The 16,831-nt window shown below is 42.0% G+C and carries 18 protein-coding genes, 1 tRNA gene and 1 riboswitch; of the genes, 15 read left to right on the top strand and 4 right to left on the bottom strand.

The window, feature by feature from the left end:
* Window positions 1-194 precede the first annotated feature (194 nt).
* Complete coding sequence (locus tag NAF01_RS18485) at window positions 195-548, top strand: Spx/MgsR family RNA polymerase-binding regulatory protein (RefSeq protein ID WP_226618333.1); 354 nt, start codon at window positions 195-197, stop codon at window positions 546-548.
* 49 nt (window positions 549-597) lie between these two features.
* Here the strand turns inward: NAF01_RS18485 and NAF01_RS18480 are convergent.
* Window positions 598-669: transfer RNA gene (locus NAF01_RS18480), tRNA-Gln, on the bottom strand.
* A 147-nt stretch (window positions 670-816) separates the two neighbouring features.
* Here NAF01_RS18480 and comGA point away from each other — a divergent pair.
* From comGA to NAF01_RS18435, 9 genes are all read left to right on the top strand, one after another.
* Window positions 817-1,887 carry a competence type IV pilus ATPase ComGA gene (gene comGA / locus NAF01_RS18475; protein ID WP_226618334.1) on the top strand — a complete coding sequence of 357 codons (1,071 nt, stop codon included), beginning with the start codon at window positions 817-819 and terminating at the stop codon, window positions 1,885-1,887.
* Window positions 1,874-2,905: a competence type IV pilus assembly protein ComGB gene (gene comGB, locus NAF01_RS18470; RefSeq protein WP_226618335.1), complete on the top strand. Its 1,032-nt coding sequence runs from the start codon at window positions 1,874-1,876 to the stop codon at window positions 2,903-2,905. Before comGA ends, comGB begins: the two co-directional genes overlap by 14 nt.
* Entirely contained in the window at window positions 2,905-3,228 is a 324-nt protein-coding gene (gene comGC / locus NAF01_RS18465) for a competence type IV pilus major pilin ComGC (RefSeq protein ID WP_197247508.1), read from the top strand. Before comGB ends, comGC begins: the two co-directional genes overlap by 1 nt.
* The gene (gene comGD / locus NAF01_RS18460) at window positions 3,225-3,665 is read left to right on the top strand and encodes a competence type IV pilus minor pilin ComGD (RefSeq protein ID WP_197247510.1); all 441 of its coding nucleotides are present in this window, start codon (window positions 3,225-3,227) and stop codon (window positions 3,663-3,665) included. Before comGC ends, comGD begins: the two co-directional genes overlap by 4 nt.
* Window positions 3,649-3,978, top strand: coding sequence for a phosphatase (locus NAF01_RS18455; protein ID WP_226618336.1), 330 nt, complete (start codon window positions 3,649-3,651; stop codon window positions 3,976-3,978). The genes comGD and NAF01_RS18455 overlap by 17 nt, the downstream gene beginning before the upstream one ends.
* Window positions 3,929-4,408: a competence type IV pilus minor pilin ComGF gene (gene comGF, locus NAF01_RS18450; protein WP_350457420.1), complete on the top strand. Its 480-nt coding sequence runs from the start codon at window positions 3,929-3,931 to the stop codon at window positions 4,406-4,408. The genes NAF01_RS18455 and comGF overlap by 50 nt, the downstream gene beginning before the upstream one ends.
* Window positions 4,398-4,781: a competence type IV pilus minor pilin ComGG gene (gene comGG, locus NAF01_RS18445; RefSeq protein ID WP_226618337.1), complete on the top strand. Its 384-nt coding sequence runs from the start codon at window positions 4,398-4,400 to the stop codon at window positions 4,779-4,781. The genes comGF and comGG overlap by 11 nt, the downstream gene beginning before the upstream one ends.
* Before the next feature lie 12 nt (window positions 4,782-4,793).
* Window positions 4,794-5,291 (top strand): shikimate kinase, encoded by a 498-nt coding sequence (locus NAF01_RS18440; RefSeq protein ID WP_226618338.1) that lies wholly within the window; start codon window positions 4,794-4,796, stop codon window positions 5,289-5,291.
* Window positions 5,292-5,369: 78 nt separating this feature from the next.
* Entirely contained in the window at window positions 5,370-5,555 is a 186-nt protein-coding gene (locus NAF01_RS18435; RefSeq protein WP_035329975.1) for a YqzE family protein, read from the top strand.
* Between the two features lie 43 nt (window positions 5,556-5,598).
* Here NAF01_RS18435 and NAF01_RS18430 read toward each other — a convergent pair whose 3' ends face one another.
* Both NAF01_RS18430 and NAF01_RS18425 read right to left on the bottom strand, forming a co-directional pair.
* The gene (locus NAF01_RS18430; protein ID WP_250800952.1) at window positions 5,599-6,393 is read right to left on the bottom strand and encodes a YqhG family protein; all 795 of its coding nucleotides are present in this window, start codon (window positions 6,391-6,393) and stop codon (window positions 5,599-5,601) included.
* Entirely contained in the window at window positions 6,371-8,059 is a 1,689-nt protein-coding gene (locus NAF01_RS18425) for a DEAD/DEAH box helicase (RefSeq protein WP_197247521.1), read from the bottom strand. Before NAF01_RS18425 ends, NAF01_RS18430 begins: the two co-directional genes overlap by 23 nt.
* Before the next feature lie 180 nt (window positions 8,060-8,239).
* Window positions 8,240-8,328: riboswitch (glycine riboswitch) on the top strand.
* A gap of 159 nt (window positions 8,329-8,487) precedes the next feature.
* Between NAF01_RS18425 and gcvT the strand changes: the two genes are divergently transcribed.
* Genes gcvT through gcvPB form a run of 3 tightly spaced genes read left to right on the top strand, consistent with a single transcriptional unit; the run spans window position 8,488 to window position 12,407 of the window.
* The gene (gcvT, locus tag NAF01_RS18420) at window positions 8,488-9,591 is read left to right on the top strand and encodes a glycine cleavage system aminomethyltransferase GcvT (RefSeq protein ID WP_048008254.1); all 1,104 of its coding nucleotides are present in this window, start codon (window positions 8,488-8,490) and stop codon (window positions 9,589-9,591) included.
* Window positions 9,592-9,607: 16 nt separating this feature from the next.
* Window positions 9,608-10,954 carry an aminomethyl-transferring glycine dehydrogenase subunit GcvPA gene (gene gcvPA / locus NAF01_RS18415; protein WP_048008253.1) on the top strand — a complete coding sequence of 449 codons (1,347 nt, stop codon included), beginning with the start codon at window positions 9,608-9,610 and terminating at the stop codon, window positions 10,952-10,954.
* Complete coding sequence (gene gcvPB, locus NAF01_RS18410) at window positions 10,947-12,407, top strand: aminomethyl-transferring glycine dehydrogenase subunit GcvPB (protein ID WP_197199198.1); 1,461 nt, start codon at window positions 10,947-10,949, stop codon at window positions 12,405-12,407. The genes gcvPA and gcvPB overlap by 8 nt, the downstream gene beginning before the upstream one ends.
* Window positions 12,408-12,455: 48 nt before the next feature.
* Here the strand turns inward: gcvPB and NAF01_RS18405 are convergent, their stop codons facing one another.
* The gene (locus NAF01_RS18405) at window positions 12,456-12,839 is read right to left on the bottom strand and encodes a rhodanese-like domain-containing protein (protein ID WP_035329981.1); all 384 of its coding nucleotides are present in this window, start codon (window positions 12,837-12,839) and stop codon (window positions 12,456-12,458) included.
* A 182-nt stretch (window positions 12,840-13,021) separates the two neighbouring features.
* On the opposite strand from NAF01_RS18405, the gene NAF01_RS18400 reads away from it, so the two are divergent.
* Window positions 13,022-13,858, top strand: coding sequence for a lipoate--protein ligase family protein (locus tag NAF01_RS18400; protein WP_197213516.1), 837 nt, complete (start codon window positions 13,022-13,024; stop codon window positions 13,856-13,858).
* Between the two features lie 349 nt (window positions 13,859-14,207).
* Window positions 14,208-16,769, top strand: coding sequence for a vitamin B12-dependent ribonucleotide reductase (locus NAF01_RS18395; RefSeq protein ID WP_250800951.1), 2,562 nt, complete (start codon window positions 14,208-14,210; stop codon window positions 16,767-16,769).
* Window positions 16,770-16,831 lie beyond the last annotated feature (62 nt).

Here is a 16,831-nt window from a genome sequence, read left to right as displayed (position 1 = left end):
ATAGCATTTAGCTGGCGCCTTCCTGGCCTGCTTCCATTATAATACAGCCAATTAAGGTTAACACTGTAATCACTATAAGTTTAGAAAATGTTCACAAATGAAGTTTAATTACTTATACAAAAGTGTATACATATATTGTACAATTGATATACAATGAGTATAGGCAAAATAATGAATTTTTGAGGTGAAGAGGTATGAGCCAATTGACATTTTTCACATATCCCAGCTGTACTTCCTGCAGAAAGACGAAAAAATGGCTGACATCCCATTCAATTGATTTTGAAGAAAGGCATCTCTTCAGGGAGACTCCATCACCAAGAGAATTATTAAAAATCCTTTCTTTAACAACAAGCGGCCTTGATGAGATTCTCGCGACCCGCAGCCAGACCTATAAAGAACTGGGAGAGAACCTTGAGGAATTATCATTATCAGAAGTGGTGCAAATGGTTATTAAGGAGCCAAAACTGCTGCGGAGGCCGATTCTGACAAACGGAGATAAGATTGTTATAGGCTATAATCCGGATGCATTTAAGAATATGGCTAAATAGATTATTCTAAATTGAAAAAGGAAGGACATCCGGTGTCCTTCCACAACTACTGGGCTAGCAGGATTCGAACCTGCGCATGACGGAGTCAAAGTCCGGTGCCTTACCGCTTGGCTATAGCCCATCAATTCGCTATATCCTTTTTTATTATGGAAAGAAATAAATAATCTATTCACAAATTCGTCAAAAAAATTTGCCGAAAAATGAAGGAAATGCTTTGGATAAGTCGAATTATTATCCAGAACAATTAAAAAAGGTGGTGTATAATTAGTTGAGTATAATTGAAAGATTGGCAGAACGAATTATTAGAGACGCGGTCAGAAGCCATGCTTCCGACATCCACATCATTCCCCGAAGAAAAGACACACTCATTCAGCTGAGGTTCGGCAGCCAATTGACCCCAAGGCTTTATCTTCCCAAAGAAGAGTGTGACAGATTGATTTCCCATTATAAATTTACAGCATCGATGGATATTGGTGAAAAAAGAAGGCCGCAGAGCGGTGCATACTCACTTGAAGTAGACGGACAAATGATTGGCCTGCGCTTTTCAACCCTCCCATCAAGCCACAGCGAAAGCCTCGTTATCAGAATCCTTCCCCAGCAGGAACAAATTCCTTTTTACCAGCTCAGCCTTTTTCCAGACATGACAAGAAAAATGCTGGCACTGCTGAAGCATGCTCATGGTTTGATTATTTTCACTGGCCCGACCGGCAGCGGTAAAACCACAACTTTGTATTCCCTTCTGAATGAAACCTCCCATATGTTCCATCGCAATGTCATCACCCTGGAAGATCCCATTGAAAAAGAGAATGACTTAGTTCTTCAAGTCCAAGTGAATGAGAAAGCGGGCGTGTCTTATTCTGCAGGCTTAAAAGCAATCCTTCGCCATGACCCCGATATCATTATGGTCGGTGAAATCCGGGATGCGGAAACGGCGAAGATTGCAGTTAGAGCAGCTCTCACCGGTCACCTTGTTTTAAGCACCATGCATACCCGGGATGCCGAGGGGGCTGTTTACCGTTTAGCTGAGTTTGGAGTGAACATGCTGGAAATTGAGCAGACTTTGGTGGCAGTCACCGCACAGCGCCTCGTCGAATTGAATTGTCCATATTGTGAAAAGGAATGCTCCCCATTCTGCTATGGATATGGCAGGTGGAAAAGGGCGAGTGTGTTTGAATTGCTCGCAGGAAGGGCGCTCAATGCCTCCATAAAGAAGGCAAGAGGGGAAAGCAGCCATGTTAAGTATCGAACACTGAAGGAAGTCATAACTAAAGGGATTGCTCTAGGCTATATAAAGGATACAGAGTACAGCAGGTGGGTGCATGACGATGGAGAAGCATAAATGGACCATACAGGAACAGGGTTTGTTTTTGAAGAATACAGGGGAACTTTTGTCCAGAGGCTACCCTTTATCTGAAGCCCTGGAGTCACTGGTACATCAGCTGCCGCTAAAAAGAAAACATGAAATCAGGCAGTGCCTCTCTCAATTGAGAGAAGGGTTTCCTTTTTATCAAATACTTTCAAACATGAACTTTAATAAAAATCTGATTGGCTATGTTTTTTTTGCAGAACAGCACGGAGGCCTTGCTTCTGCATTTCTTGAAGGAAGCGAAATGGTGCTTCGAAAAGGCAGGGACACTGAAAAATTGAAAAAGCTGCTGGCCTATCCGATTTTCCTGATGCTCATTACCGCATTCTTATTTATTTTCGTTGATAAAATCCTGTTGCCCCGTTTCACTTCCTTATTCGATTCAATGCAGCTTCAGCCAAATTTCTTTACGAAAGCCGTTTATTTGTTTGGTGATTTTCTCCCATTTTTTCTCCTTATCCTGCTCTTCGGCTTGGTCGCTTTGCTTATATACTATTTTGCCAGATTCAGAAATCTTTCCCCTATCCATCAAAAAAATATCCTGGTTAGAGTACCTGCAGCAGGTCAGTTTCTTCGCCTTTACTATACCCACTTCTTTGCAGTGCAGCTCAGTTATCTTTTAAATGGGGGCTTATCTATATCTGAGGCGCTGAGTCTTTTTGAGAAAAATGAAAAGCAGCCTTTTTACAGTGTCCTCGGCAAAGCCGTGAAGCTCAAGCTCCGTGAAGGGAATAAGCTGGAAGACATCCTTGTGAGTTTTCCGTTTTTTGACAGAGAACTGTCTAATATTATCAGACATGGTCAAAAAAATGGCAGGCTGGACCAGGAATTAACGTTTTTCAGCAGGCATTGTCTGCACAAAATAGAGGAAAAAACAGAAAAACTTCTTAAGATCTTTCAGCCCGTTTTATATATGTTTATCGGTTTTTTAATAGTTTCGATGTATTTGGCAGTTTTGCTGCCTATGTTTCATTTACTGGAGGGATTTTAATGAAATGGCGTATGTTAAACAATAACAGAGGATTCACGCTTATTGAAATGATGATTGTTTTATTGGTGATTTCAGTGCTCTTAATCATCACCATTCCCAATGTAACAAAACACAATTCAAAAATAAACAGCAAGGGATGCGATGCGTTTGTTAAAATGGTGCAGGCGCAGGTTCAGGCATATGAAATCGATAAAAAAGCACTTCCTTCGAATATACAGGATTTAGTGGATGACGATTATCTAAATGAAAATAACACGACTTGCCCAAATGGAAAAGCCATTACAATTTCTGCAGATGGGAAGGTTGAATCTGAAGAGTCATGATGAAAAACAAAGCAGGCTTTACATTGATAGAGTCGCTATTCGTTCTCAGTATTTTCCTTATTATTGCCTCGGTTACAGCCCTGCTTCTAAAACCGCATATTTTCTATCTTGAAAAGATAATGTTCTTTTCCCAATTAAAATCTGACCTCCTTTATGCCCAAAACTATGCCATAACCCACCAGACAGATGTAGCTATTCAGATCATTCCAGAGGAGAATAGGTATTTCGCTAAGGAAAAGCTTGCGGCTGATCCTATCTTTAGCAGAGAATATTCAGGAATCATTGAGATTAAGCCGGGAACAATGCCATTTTATTTTCAATATGGACCTGGCGGAATTACAAATAAATTTGGAAGCTTCTATATTAAAGCAGACAGGGAGCAATACAAACTAACATTTTTTATCGGAAGAGGACGATTTAATGTGGAGAAGGAATGAAGGTTTTTTTCTGGCTGAGCTCCTGCTGTCTTTATCAGGGATGCTGCTTGCAGCGGGAATAATATTTCCCCTCGTCATAAAGGCACTTGTGCATTCTGAAGAGGTAAAACAGGAATATGAAAGCACCCAGCTGCTTTATGAAAGCCTTATGGAGGCTGCATCGGAGGGGAGTTTTCCTGAGGGGAAGACCATAAAAAAAAATCAGACAGTCTATCAAATATTCCTTAAGGAAAACCAAGGATTTATGGAGGTTTGCATAAGGTATGAAAATGTACGGGATAACACAAAGGAAAAGTGTGAGGTATTTAAGTAATAAGGGGTTTACCATGCTTGAAATGCTGTTTTCATTTTCAATATTTTTATTGATTGTTTCCTTTTTGACGGTGGGCTTAAATTTCCTTTTTCAGGACTGGAAAATGGAAGCTAGGACACAAAGACTTGAATGGCATGTATTTATCAACCAGCTGAAAAAAGAAATCAGGCTTGCTGATGCTGCAAATATAACAGCTGGATCAATTGTTTTGACTATAGACGGGAAAAGTGTGCTTTATGAAAAATATGGATCTAACTTGCGGAGGAGAGTGGATATGAAGGGCCATGAGATTGTCCTTCAAAAACTAAATGCCATTACCTTTACGTCTGTCAATGGCGGGGTTGAAATAAATGTTTCGGATCATTTTGATCAGAAGCATTCCGCGTTTCTTTATTACTTAATGGATATGGAGGAAATTGATGTACCGTAATCAGGAAGGATTTTCTTATCCTCTTACTTTAACAATTATTCTGGCTGCACTCTTTCTTCTTACAATTCAATTAGACCAGTTTATTTCCGAGAAAAGGATTGTGAATCAGGCGGAAACCGTCCTAATGCAGGAATACTACCTGCTGAGTTCCTTTAAAAAAACAGAAAAAATGCTGAGTGAAAATGCAGAACCGGAAGAATCAGGCGTTTATTCGTTTAAAAAAGGATCAGTTTCCTATGAGATTTCTCCAGTGGCAACAAGCTTAATCCAGATTACCTTCAAAACAAAAATTGGATCTGATAAAGAAATTTCCGGTTATGCTTACTATGACACAGACCTGCAAAAAATGATAAAATGGATTGAAAAAAACTGAGTGGGGATAAAAATGAAGCCAATTTATTTAATCGGATTCATGGGTTCCGGCAAAACTACGATAGGAAAAGAGCTGGCAGCCTGCTTAAATCAGGAAGTAATTGATACAGATGAAGAAATAGTGAAGCGCGAGAATAAAAATATTAATGATATTTTCGCTCAGCATGGAGAGGGATACTTCAGAAGCCTTGAATCACTTATATTAATTGAAATGGATGGCAGAGCGGGAGTTATAACCACTGGCGGCGGCATTGTAATAAATCCTGAAAACAGAAAAAGGCTTAGAGAAACAGGAATTGTTTTCTTCCTTTATGCTTCTCCTGAAGAAATCTTCAAACGGATTGAGAAGGATCATTCACGACCGCTGCTGAAAGGCGATAAAAAAAGGCTGATCCACGAACTTTATGAAAAAAGGATGCCGCTCTATATAGAAACCGCCCATGTGATCATTGATACAACTAATAAAGATAAAGCAGAAATTATACAAGAAATAATCGATTGTTTAGAGTGAAAACCCGTTGGACATACTTGTAAATGATAAATAGCAGGCAGCTCTTGCGATTCTGTACGGAAAAAGGCAGGTATGAACATGAAATCCAATGATTATGTAAAGTATCTTACACAGACAGTAGTAAAATATATTGATCAGCCAAAAGATGAGCGAAAACGGCATCGTATTGAAAAAAAGGATATGAAAGAGCCGTTTTTATTCAGATGGTTTGGAATGTTTTCTTATCTGTTTTACTTGGGCATGAGAAAAAAGAAACATAAATAGCTTTTATGCAAAAAACCGGCTAAATTGCCGGTTTTTTGCATTTTTAGACTGCGCTGTCTGTCAGATAAAAGAGACCGCCATTTATGATGGAGATATTAACCTTTGGTTCATATTGCTCCTGTAAGGCTGTTTTTTCGTTTTCATAACTTTCGCCCTTTTCTTCTGCCTCCTCATAAAAATGTTCAAGAAGGCTGAGATCTTTTTGCCAGCGCTTACGGGCCTCATCAGCCCATATATGATCTTCTTGTTCAATTTCGGCTTTAATAAAATTTGCTACCCTGTATACTCCGCTTCCCGGCATAATAAGCGGAGACAGTGTGAACGAGTAGTCGGGGATTTTGGGCGTAAGGCTCATGCCAAGCAATCTGTCATGAAAACTTTCGACCATCTGGCCATTTATCAATTGGAGGCCGATGGATTTGAAGACATCCCGTTTTCGGTCGCATTGATAGGATACGCGAATGTTCATTCCCAGCCATGGTCTTAGCGGCACCTGCTTTCCGGGTGCCTGCCGGTGATTTTCATATAATCGGATATAGCCGGCCAGATTCCTGGCCGAATCAAAAATCTGGTGAAGCCTTGGGGAGCCAAAATGAATGACTTCCCCCTTAATATGCGAAGGGGCCAGCTGCTGGTTTGTAATAAGCGTCAGCTGCATCGGGTTAGGAATTCCGCCTGTTTTTTCGAGATAGTGCCAATAAAAGGGACGATTCATTAACTCCTTATCCAAATCAATCGTCAGCTGTACGGTCATATACCCCGGACCTCTATCAATTATTTCACACCCATTTGCGTGAAAATACCTTTCAAGGAATTTATGAATTTCCTGTTGCTGCATTCAGTTCACCTTCTTTCAGATCCTCTGCGAATTGAATCATGCTCGTCAAGTTCTCCATTTTAATTCTCATTTCACCTTCTGAAGCCGATTTTCCGAAAATATCAACAAGATGATCGTCAATACTGCCGAATTCAAGCTTTGTTAAAATGTCGTCTAAATCACCGATGACTTTTTCAAAGAGATGTATTTTCTCATATAGAAGCTTCATTATGTGTTCTTCGACTGTTTCTTTTGTGGCGAAATTATAAATCATGACATCCTTTTCCTGTCCGAGACGATGGATGCGCCCAATCCTTTGTTCGAGCCGCATTGGGTTCCAGGGGAGATCAAAATTAATGATATGATTGCAGAACTGCAGGTTTATTCCTTCTCCTCCCGCTTCTGTTGCAATCAGGACTTGAGCATTCTTTTGGAAAAGCTCCCTCATCCAGTCCTTTTTGCCTCTTTTAAATCCACCCCTGAACGGAACCGATGTGATCCCATATTGCTTTAAAAACCACTGCAGGTACATTTGCGTTGCCCTGTATTCAGTAAAGATTATGACCTTGTCATTTATTTTCTGTATTAATTCCAGTGCCTTTTGAGCTTTTGAGTTTTGCTGGACCGCTTCAACCTTTTTAATAAGGTATTGTATTTGCTCCTGGAAAGCTATTGAAGGCTGCTCCTGTCTTTTCAGCATATTCTGAAGCGTAAAATAGACAGCTTCTCTGCTTGAGCATGCCTCTCTTTGCAGGGTCATTACTGAAAACTGGCTGGAACCCACCCAATTTTCTTCACTCCGCAGCTCTGTTACAGCTTCATAGAGCTCACGCTCGGCCTGCGAAAATTCAATCGGTATGGTTTCCACATGCCGTTTGGTCCATTCAATCCCGGTATCTGCCCTGCGGTTGCGGATCATGACTTTGTTTACGAGTTCCTTTAGATGTGCATCATCGTTTAAAGATCGTGAGTCTTTTTTATAATTCTCATAAAAAGCTGATTCATTACCAAGATGTCCGGGTTTAAGCAGAGACACAAGATTGAAAATCTCACTGATTCGATTTTGAATAGGTGTTGCTGTTAATAGGAGGCAAAACTTCTTTTTAAGGTTTTGTACAAATTCATAGTTTCTCGTTTTATTATTTTTTAGCTTGTGAGCTTCGTCTATAATGATCAGGTCATAATCAAGGCTGTAAATAATGTCCCGATGAGGATTGCGTTTGGCTGTATCGATGGATGATACCACAACGTCGCATTGTTCCCATACATAGCTTTTCCGCTGCGCCACAGCCGGAATAAAAAATTTGCTGTTCAGCTCTATGGCCCACTGGGAAACGAGGGAAGCTGGAACGAGTATTAGGACTTTTTTTACGAGTCCCCTGATCATATATTCCTTTAATATCAGTCCAGCTTCAATCGTTTTTCCAAGACCGACCTCATCAGCCAGGATCGCCTTGCCGTTCATGCTTTCGACTACCTGCTTGGCCACTTCCAGCTGATGGGGAAGAGGAGTAAGGTTCGGAAGATGCTTCGGAGCCTGCAAGCCTTCAAATTCAGGAATAGTTGTATGGTTCTCAACCTCAACAGCCAGTTTATAAAGTTCCCAGTTTCCCCATGGGCCGTCGTCATCAATCCTTTTTAAGAATTCATCCTGCCAGGCAGAATCAAAGCCAATTTGCACTGTCATAAAAACAGCTCCTTTTATCTATATAAAGATATTGCCCAAACCTTGTTTAGGTGGTACGATGTTAATAGCTTTGAAAGTTTTGAAAGTTAACACATTACATTTAGTGAACCGAAGTAATGGATGCTTAATTTTTTCTGTTTGGTATAAGTATGACCATCTTGGAAAATTTTATAAATGCGAATGACAACAAGGGGAGAGACTACATTAGTAGCGCCGAAGGAGCAAGCAAAATCTGTGAATCTCTCAGGCAAAAGAACTCTTGTTTGACGCAGCTCTGGAGAGTGCTTTTTAATAAGCCACCCAAGGGGACAGCCGGTTTCGGTAAACTTTCAGGTGCAAGGACAGAGATCTTCTCATAATTGAGGGGATATTCTGTCCTTTTTTATGTTCCTAAAACAAATTTCAAGAGATTTAAGGGGGACGAGTAAATGTCACAGTTAAAACGCACGCCTTTATTTGAGGTGTACAAGGATTACGGAGCAAAAACCATCGACTTCGGCGGCTGGGACCTTCCTGTTCAATTTTCAAGCATTAAAGAAGAACATGAAGCAGTCCGTACAAAAGCAGGCCTTTTTGATGTATCCCATATGGGTGAAATCGAAGTGAAGGGGACGGACAGTCTTAAATACCTTCAAAAAATGATGACGAACGATATTTCCAAACTAAAGAACTCAGGTGCTCAATATACGGCCATGTGCTATGAAAATGGCGGAACTGTTGATGATTTACTTGTCTATAAAATAGAGGATGACCACTATTTGCTGGTTGTAAATGCTTCCAATATCGAAAAGGATTTCAACTGGCTGCAGGACCATGCTGAAGGCAATGTGGAATTGAAAAACCTTTCAGAAGATATGGCACAGCTGGCGATTCAGGGGCCGCTTGCAGAAAAAGTGCTCCAAAAGCTTGCTGGCACGAATCTGTCGGATATCGGATTTTTTAAATTCCAGCAGGATGTTGATTTGAAAGGCAAGAAAGCCCTTGTATCCAGAACTGGATATACAGGAGAAGACGGATTTGAAGTTTACTGTGATGCCAAGGATGCAGCCGCATTATGGAATGAAATTCTTGAAGCAGGCAAAGAAGAAGGCGTTCTCCCATGCGGACTTGGCGCAAGGGATACCCTTCGCTTCGAAGCCAATCTGGCACTATATGGCCAGGAGCTCTCACCTGATATCACGCCGCTTGAGGCAGGAATCGGCTTTGCTGTTAAGGTGAATAAAGAAGCGGATTTTATCGGAAAAGAAGTGCTTAAGAACCAAAAAGAAAACGGAGTGCCGCGCAAGCTGGCCGGAATTGAAATGATTGACCGCGGTATTCCGCGCCATGGATATCCTGTATATAAGGGAGAAGAGCTGATCGGGGAAGTGACAACAGGCACTCAATCTCCGACATTGAAAAAGAACATCGGCCTTGTTCTTATCAAGAAAGAGCATGCGGAGCTTGGAACTGAATTGGAAGTGGAGATTCGCGGCAAACGGCTGAAGGCTAAGATTGAAGCAACACCTTTTTACAAAAGAGAAAAGAACTAACCGGGGGGAGAAAATGATGAAACATCGCTATTTACCGATGACAGAGTCTGACCAGAAAGCAATGCTTGAGAAAATCGGCGTCAGTTCTGTGGAAGAATTATTCAGTGATATTCCCGAGAGTGTAAGATTTAAGGGCGAATATAAAATCAAGCCGGCGAAATCAGAGACAGCCTTACTGAAAGAGCTTACTAAAATGGCTCAAAAAAATGCTGATCTTCGCACAAATACATCTTTCCTTGGTGCGGGAGTTTATGATCATTACATGCCGGTCATTGTCGATCATGTTTTATCCCGTTCAGAGTTTTATACTGCCTATACTCCTTACCAGCCGGAAATTTCCCAGGGAGAGCTGCAGGCAATTTTCGAATTTCAGACCATGATCTGTGAATTAACAGGAATGGATGTTGCCAACTCATCCATGTATGATGGCGGAACTGCTCTTGCTGAAGCAGCCATGCTAAGCGCAGGCAGCACACGCCGGAAGAAAATATTAATCTCAAGCGCAGTTCACCCTGAATCGAAGGAAGTAGTCAAAACATACGCAAAGGGCCAGTATATTGAAGTGATTGAGATTCCTCATAAAGATGGCACCACTGACCTTGAAGCCCTAAATGAAATGATTGGCGATGACATCGCAGCTGTGATTGTACAGTACCCTAACTTTTTTGGGAGAGTCGAGCCTTTAAAAGAGCTTGAGGAAATTATTCATGCCCACAAGTCCATGTTTGTTGTTTCAAGCAACCCGCTTGCTCTTGGCGCGCTTACTCCTCCAGGGAAATTCGGAGCAGACATCGTAGCAGGAGATGCTCAGGTTTTTGGTATTCCTACTGCTTTTGGAGGCCCTCATTGCGGATATTTTGCTGTAACATCCAAGCTGATGAGAAAAGTGCCGGGACGTCTTGTTGGACAAACGGTAGACGATCAGGGACGCCGCGGTTTCGTGCTTACCCTTCAGGCGCGTGAACAGCATATACGCCGTGATAAGGCAACATCCAATATCTGTTCCAATCAGGCACTCAACGCACTGGCGGCATCTGTAGCGATGACTGCTCTCGGCAAGAAGGGCGTAAAGGAAATGGCTGCTGCCAATATGCAAAAAGCCCATTATGCAAAACAGCAATTCAAGGCCGCCGGCTTTGAAGTCCCATTCGAAGGCCCTTCATTTAATGAATTCGTCATCAAACTGAATAAGCCTGTTAAGGAAGTAAATCAAAAGCTCCTTGAAAAGGATATTATTGGCGGTTACGATTTGGGCAGAGATTATACTGACCTGAAAAATCATATGCTTGTTGCTGTAACGGAATTGAGAACGAAGGAAGAAATCGATGCATTCGTTAAAGAAATGGGGGATTACCATGCATAAGGAAGATCAGCCACTCATCTTTGAATTAAGCACAGAAGGCCGTATCGGCTACAGCCTGCCGGAGATGGATATTCCGGAAATTGACCTGGGCGAGCTTCTTCCTGAGGGCTATCTGCGAGAAGAAGAGCCTGAGCTGCCGGAAGTGTCAGAACTTGATATCATGCGCCACTATACTGCACTTTCCAAACGAAATCATGGTGTTGATTCGGGATTTTATCCACTTGGATCCTGCACAATGAAATATAATCCTAAAATCAATGAGAATGTAGCGCGCTTCAACGGTTTTGCCCACTTACACCCGCTGCAGGATGAAAGCTCTGTTCAGGGTGCGCTGGAATTAATGTATGATCTGCAGGAGCACCTGATTGAGATTACAGGAATGGATGAAGTTACACTTCAGCCGGCTGCAGGAGCGCACGGAGAATGGACTGGATTAATGATGATCCGTTCTTATCATGAAGCGAATGGCGATACCAAACGCACTAAAGTTGTCGTTCCTGACTCTGCCCACGGAACAAATCCGGCATCCGCAACAGTTGCAGGCTTTGAAACAGTAACGGTTAAATCGGATGAAAATGGGTTGGTGGATTTAGAGGACCTGAGAAGAGTGGTTGGCGAGGATACTGCTGCTCTTATGCTGACTAACCCGAACACATTAGGGTTGTTTGAAGAAAACATTCTTGAAATGGCAGAGATTGTTCACAGTGCCGGCGGAAAGCTTTACTATGATGGAGCTAACCTGAATGCTGTACTTTCAAAGGCACGCCCTGGAGACATGGGATTTGATGTTGTTCACCTTAATCTTCATAAAACATTTACAGGACCGCATGGGGGCGGCGGACCGGGATCTGGCCCTGTCGGCGTAAAAGCGGATCTGATCCCATACCTTCCGAAGCCTGTTTTAGTTAAGAATGGTGACCAGTATGAATTTGATTATGACCGCCCGCAATCAATCGGCCGCGTGAAGCCGTATTATGGAAACTTCGGCATCAATGTCCGGGCTTATACTTATATCCGTACTATGGGGCCGGATGGCCTGAAGGCAGTTACGGAAAATGCGGTACTAAACGCAAACTATATGATGAGAAGGCTTGAGCCATTCTTTGACCTGCCATTTGACAGACATTGCAAGCATGAATTCGTTTTAAGCGGCAAGCGCCAGAAGAAGCTTGGCGTGCGTACTTTGGATATTGCCAAGCGCCTTCTTGACTTTGGCTATCATCCGCCAACCATCTACTTCCCTCTTAACGTGGAAGAGTGCATCATGATTGAGCCGACAGAAACAGAATCCAAAGAAACCCTGGACGCTTTTGTTGACGCGATGATTCAAATTGCAAAAGAAGCTGAGGAAAACCCTGAGATTGTTCAGGAAGCACCTCATACAACAGTGATTGGCCGTCTGGATGAAACCATGGCTGCAAGAAAGCCGGTTCTTCGTTACCAAAAACAATAATAAACAAGAGGCCCCGTCAAACTGACGGGGCCTTTTCAAATAACACTATTATTTTTTCGCCTTCACTTTTCCGGACCATTTTTTAAACCCGCCCTGCAGGTGTGAAAGGTCTTTATAGCCTTTACGGTGCAAAAACTGGGCAGCTCTCGCACTTCTCATGCCGCTCTGGCAATATAAGTAGACTGGCTTGTCCGGACGCAATTCTTTCATGCGCATTTTCATTTGTGAAAGCGGTATATTGCGTGCACCTAAAATATGGCCGTTTTCAAATTCATTTGGTTCGCGAACATCGATTAACTGGGCTTTTCTATAGCCTTCTCTAAACTGGTCTTCAGTAAGCGTTTTAACAATTCGGCGCTGATAAAACCATGTTATGACAGAATAGGTAATGATTGCACCCAAAATGATAAGAATGAAATAAAGTGTTTCCAATATGTCTTTCTCCTTTCACGCATAGGTAAGCCAACTAATATTATATAAGTCTTTGCTGATTGGAGTAAAGGAAATCAGGTAAATTTGTTCTGGAAATTCAACTTGCTTTAAATTTCATTGGAATTTTGTTAGACTAATAACCGCAAATGACCAGTTAAAGAAATTGAAAATGAGGGTTACATATGACTAAAGAAGTTTGGCGGTTTATCGATTCAGGAGAAGGTTCGCCTTCTTTTAATATGGCTTTGGATGAAGCCTTGCTTGATTGGAACAGTGAGGGGAAGATGCCACCTGTAATCCGGTTTTACGGCTGGAATCCCGCAACTCTTTCAATTGGATACTTCCAAAAGGTTGAAAAAGAAATAGATATGGAAGCAGTGAAGCAGCATGGCCTGGGATTTGTCCGCAGACCAACAGGCGGAAGAGGGGTGCTGCACGAACATGAACTCACATACAGTGTTATCGTTCCTGAAGCCCATCCGGATATGCCAAGTACAGTAACTGAAGCATACAGAGTCATTTCTGAAGGAATTCTAAAAGGTTTTCACGCTCTGGGGATGGAAGCTTATTTTGCTGTACCAAAGACGGCTGAAGAAAGGGACTCTCTAAAAAATCCAAGATCTGCTGTTTGTTTTGATGCCCCAAGCTGGTATGAACTTGTTGTAGAAGGCCGTAAAGTAGCAGGGAGTGCACAAACAAGACAAAAAGGTGTAATCCTTCAGCATGGCTCTATTTTGCTTGATTTGGATGAAGACAAGCTGTTCAGCTTATTCAAATATCCTAATGACCGGGTAAAAGAGAGAATGCAAAAGGCTTTTAAAAATAAAGCTGTTGCCATAAATGAGCTGACAGCAGAAAATATTACTCTTGAACAGGCTAAGGCAGCTTTCAAGAAGGGGTTTGAGGAAGGCCTGGATATTGTACTGGAACCTTACGAGCTCTCAGAAGAAGAGATGGCATATGTACAAAAAATCGCAAAAGAACGATATGAAAGCGATGACTGGAACTATAAGAGATAAAAGCGGCTAAGTCGCTTTTTCTCTTTTTTTAATGAATAATTTTCCAATTGCTGTTCTTAAAAAGTGCAAGCTTCAAAATATGTTAAAATTTATCGTTAATTGTCGGAAATCGGCTGTTAACTCTGTTTTTCTTTTATTTTTAGTATATTTTAAGTTTGACAAAATCAGATTCAGTTGAATCAGACACAATATGTAGTGGTGTCGAAAATATTTAGGACACTATATATTGATTTTGGGGTTTGAGTTATGGTAACTTTAGGGTACTCTTTTAAAACAGATAGATTTACCCTATCTGACAGAATACTTACACACATTAATTAGATAATTGAATTTAGAAGGAGTTGTAACAATGTCTGTTGCTCTAGGACAAAAAATGAAATTGAACATTGAACGTTTAAACAAGGACATCCGTCTCTTTCCTCAGGTTCACCCAGTAACCTCAGATATGAAAATGACCCACAAAGGTGTTTCCCGCTTGGTTATGCTAGATCGCTATACCTTCAAAGACACCGAGAAAGTGACACTCACAAACGGTGACTTCGTTGTCCTCACCATCAAGGAAGATCCCAAATTTCCTGCACGCGGCTTAGGCTACATCATCGATATTGACTGGGAAAACAAGACAGCCAAGGTTTTAGTAGAGGAAGATTACAGAGGAGTGCTGGATGATCCGGAAGAATCGAGAACAGGCATTATTACAAAGCCTCTTGATGTAATCGAGAAGCCTTTGGAAATCTACTATGAGCAAATCGCCAAGCGTAACGCAACAGGCCTTGCATCGGTTGAGAAGACCGAAGAAAAGAAAAAAGAGTGGTTTGAGAAGTTCTATCAGGAATTGAAAAACCTTAATTTCATTCCAGCTGGCCGCGTGCTGTATGGAGCTGGTGCTGACACAGATGTTACGTATTTCAATTGCTATGTAATGCCATTCGTGCAGGATTCCCGTGAAGGAATCTCCGAGCACCGCAAGCAGGTAATGGAGATCATGAGCCGCGGCGGCGGAGTAGGGACAAACGGTTCAACTCTGAGACCTCGCAATACACTGGCCAAAGGTGTAAACGGCAAATCCTCCGGTTCGGTTTCCTGGCTGGATGATATTGCGAAGCTTACACACCTGGTGGAGCAGGGGGGATCCCGCAGAGGTGCGCAAATGATTATGCTGTCTGATTGGCATCCGGACATTATCGAATTCATCATCTCGAAAATGCAAAACCCGAGAATTTTACGCTTCCTTCTTGAAAATACAAATGATGAAACAATAAAAAAATATGCTAAAGAAAAATTAAAATTTACTCCATTTAATGAACAGGAAATTGCCATGTATCAGGGCATTATTAATTATAAAAGCATTCCAGGCTATGGCGGCTTCAGTGAAAACATCATAAAAGATGCTGAGGAGAAGCTGGCAGCTGGCGGTACTTTTAGTGTTCATAACTCTGAGTTCCTTACAGGAGCAAACATTTCAGTCTGCCTCACGAAAGAATTTATGGATGCGGTTGAAAATGATGGAGAATATGAGCTTCGTTTCCCGGATGTTGAATCCTATGATGCCGAAACGATGAAAACATACAACGAAGAATGGCATAAAGTCGGTGATGTCAGAGAGTGGAAAAAACTAGGCTATAAAGTCCGCGTTCACCGTAAAATTAAAGCGAAAGAGCTTTGGAACCTGATTAACATCTGTGCAACATACTCAGCTGAACCAGGCATTTTCTTTATCGATAATGCAAACGACATGACGAATGCACAGGCTTACGGACAAAGGGTTGTAGCTACAAATCCTTGTGGCGAGCAGCCTCTGGCGCCAAATTCGGTATGCAACCTTGCAGCAGTAAATCTTGCAGAAATGGCAGATAAAGAAAATAAAACTGTTGATTTTGAAAAGCTGAAACGTACTGTTGAAGTAGGTGTACGGATGCAGGACAATGTAATAGATGCTACACCATACTTCCTTGAAGAGAACAAAAAGCAGGCATTAGGCGAGCGACGAGTTGGTCTTGGCGTTATGGGGCTTCATGATCTGCTCATCTATTGTGAAACAGAATATGGCTCTGAAGAAGGAAACGTGCTGATTGATAAAGTCTTTGAAACCATTGCTACATCAGCTTACAAAGCTTCTGTAGAGCTTGCTGAGGAAAAAGGAAGTTTCCCGTTCTTAACAGGTGACAATCCTGAAGAAACGAATCGTCTGCGCAAAGCTTTTACCGAAACAGGCTTCATGCAGAGAATGCCTGAGGATATCCGTGCTTCCATTTTAGAAAGCGGAATCCGCAATTCACATCTTCTAACCGTTGCTCCTACGGGATCCACAGGAACAATGGTTGGAGTTTCTACAGGCCTTGAACCATATTTCTCCTTCTCATACTTCAGAAGCGGCCGCTTAGGCAAGTTCATTGAAGTGAAGGCAGATATTGTTCAGGAATATTTAGACCGCAATCCGGATGCAGATCCTGAAAATCTGCCTGAATGGTTTATCGCAGCGATGGATCTTGCTCCAGAAGCGCACGCAGATGTTCAATGTGTAATTCAGCGCTGGATCGACAGCTCCATCAGTAAAACTGTCAACGCACCGAAAGGCTACAGTGTTGAACAGGTTGAGAAGGTGTATGAACGTTTATACCGCGGCGGAGCAAAGGGCGGAACAGTATATGTGGACGGATCACGCGATTCTCAAGTATTGACGCTGAAAGCAGAAGAAAACAGCTTTGATGGTACTGATACAGTCAAAAAAGAAAAATCAAAGCAGCATGTTGTGCTGGTAGATACAATCAGTGACCTGCGTTCCACCGATGTAACAATCGGTTCAGAAGTAGGCAATACATGCCCGGTATGCCGCAAAGGAAAAGTCAAAGAAATCGGCGGCTGCAATACTTGCACAAACTGTAATGCCCAGCTGAAGTGCGGTTTATAAAAATGGCTGTTTTCGCAAGGTTTGTTGCTATTTTTAAATTATTTACTGAGTTGATTGGAGCG

This window comes from Cytobacillus firmus, from assembly GCF_023657595.1.
GTDB lineage: Bacteria > Bacillota > Bacilli > Bacillales > Cytobacillaceae > Cytobacillus > Cytobacillus firmus_B.
Note: the sequence above shows the minus strand (reverse complement) of the source record. Positions and strands in the feature narration are given on the sequence as shown.

Bases quoted from the DNA above. Each gene is read 5' to 3' on its own strand.
- comGD (WP_197247510.1), top strand. From the start codon at position 3,225: ATGATGAAAAACAAAGCAGGCTTTACATTGATAGAGTCGCTATTCGTT.
- NAF01_RS18455 (WP_226618336.1), top strand. From the start codon at position 3,649: ATGTGGAGAAGGAATGAAGGTTTTTTTCTGGCTGAGCTCCTGCTGTCT.
- gcvT (WP_048008254.1), top strand. From the start codon at position 8,488: ATGTCACAGTTAAAACGCACGCCTTTATTTGAGGTGTACAAGGATTAC.
- NAF01_RS18430 (WP_250800952.1), bottom strand. From the start codon at position 6,393: ATGCAGCAACAGGAAATTCATAAATTCCTTGAAAGGTATTTTCACGCA.
- comGC (WP_197247508.1), top strand. From the start codon at position 2,905: ATGAAATGGCGTATGTTAAACAATAACAGAGGATTCACGCTTATTGAA.
- gcvPA (WP_048008253.1), top strand. From the start codon at position 9,608: ATGAAACATCGCTATTTACCGATGACAGAGTCTGACCAGAAAGCAATG.
- NAF01_RS18425 (WP_197247521.1), bottom strand. From the start codon at position 8,059: ATGACAGTGCAAATTGGCTTTGATTCTGCCTGGCAGGATGAATTCTTA.
- comGB (WP_226618335.1), top strand. From the start codon at position 1,874: ATGGAGAAGCATAAATGGACCATACAGGAACAGGGTTTGTTTTTGAAG.
- NAF01_RS18440 (WP_226618338.1), top strand. From the start codon at position 4,794: ATGAAGCCAATTTATTTAATCGGATTCATGGGTTCCGGCAAAACTACG.
- NAF01_RS18485 (WP_226618333.1), top strand. From the start codon at position 195: ATGAGCCAATTGACATTTTTCACATATCCCAGCTGTACTTCCTGCAGA.
- NAF01_RS18400 (WP_197213516.1), top strand. From the start codon at position 13,022: ATGACTAAAGAAGTTTGGCGGTTTATCGATTCAGGAGAAGGTTCGCCT.
- NAF01_RS18395 (WP_250800951.1), top strand. From the start codon at position 14,208: ATGTCTGTTGCTCTAGGACAAAAAATGAAATTGAACATTGAACGTTTA.
- NAF01_RS18435 (WP_035329975.1), top strand. From the start codon at position 5,370: ATGAAATCCAATGATTATGTAAAGTATCTTACACAGACAGTAGTAAAA.
- comGG (WP_226618337.1), top strand. From the start codon at position 4,398: ATGTACCGTAATCAGGAAGGATTTTCTTATCCTCTTACTTTAACAATT.
- comGF (WP_350457420.1), top strand. From the start codon at position 3,929: ATGAAAATGTACGGGATAACACAAAGGAAAAGTGTGAGGTATTTAAGT.
- gcvPB (WP_197199198.1), top strand. From the start codon at position 10,947: ATGCATAAGGAAGATCAGCCACTCATCTTTGAATTAAGCACAGAAGGC.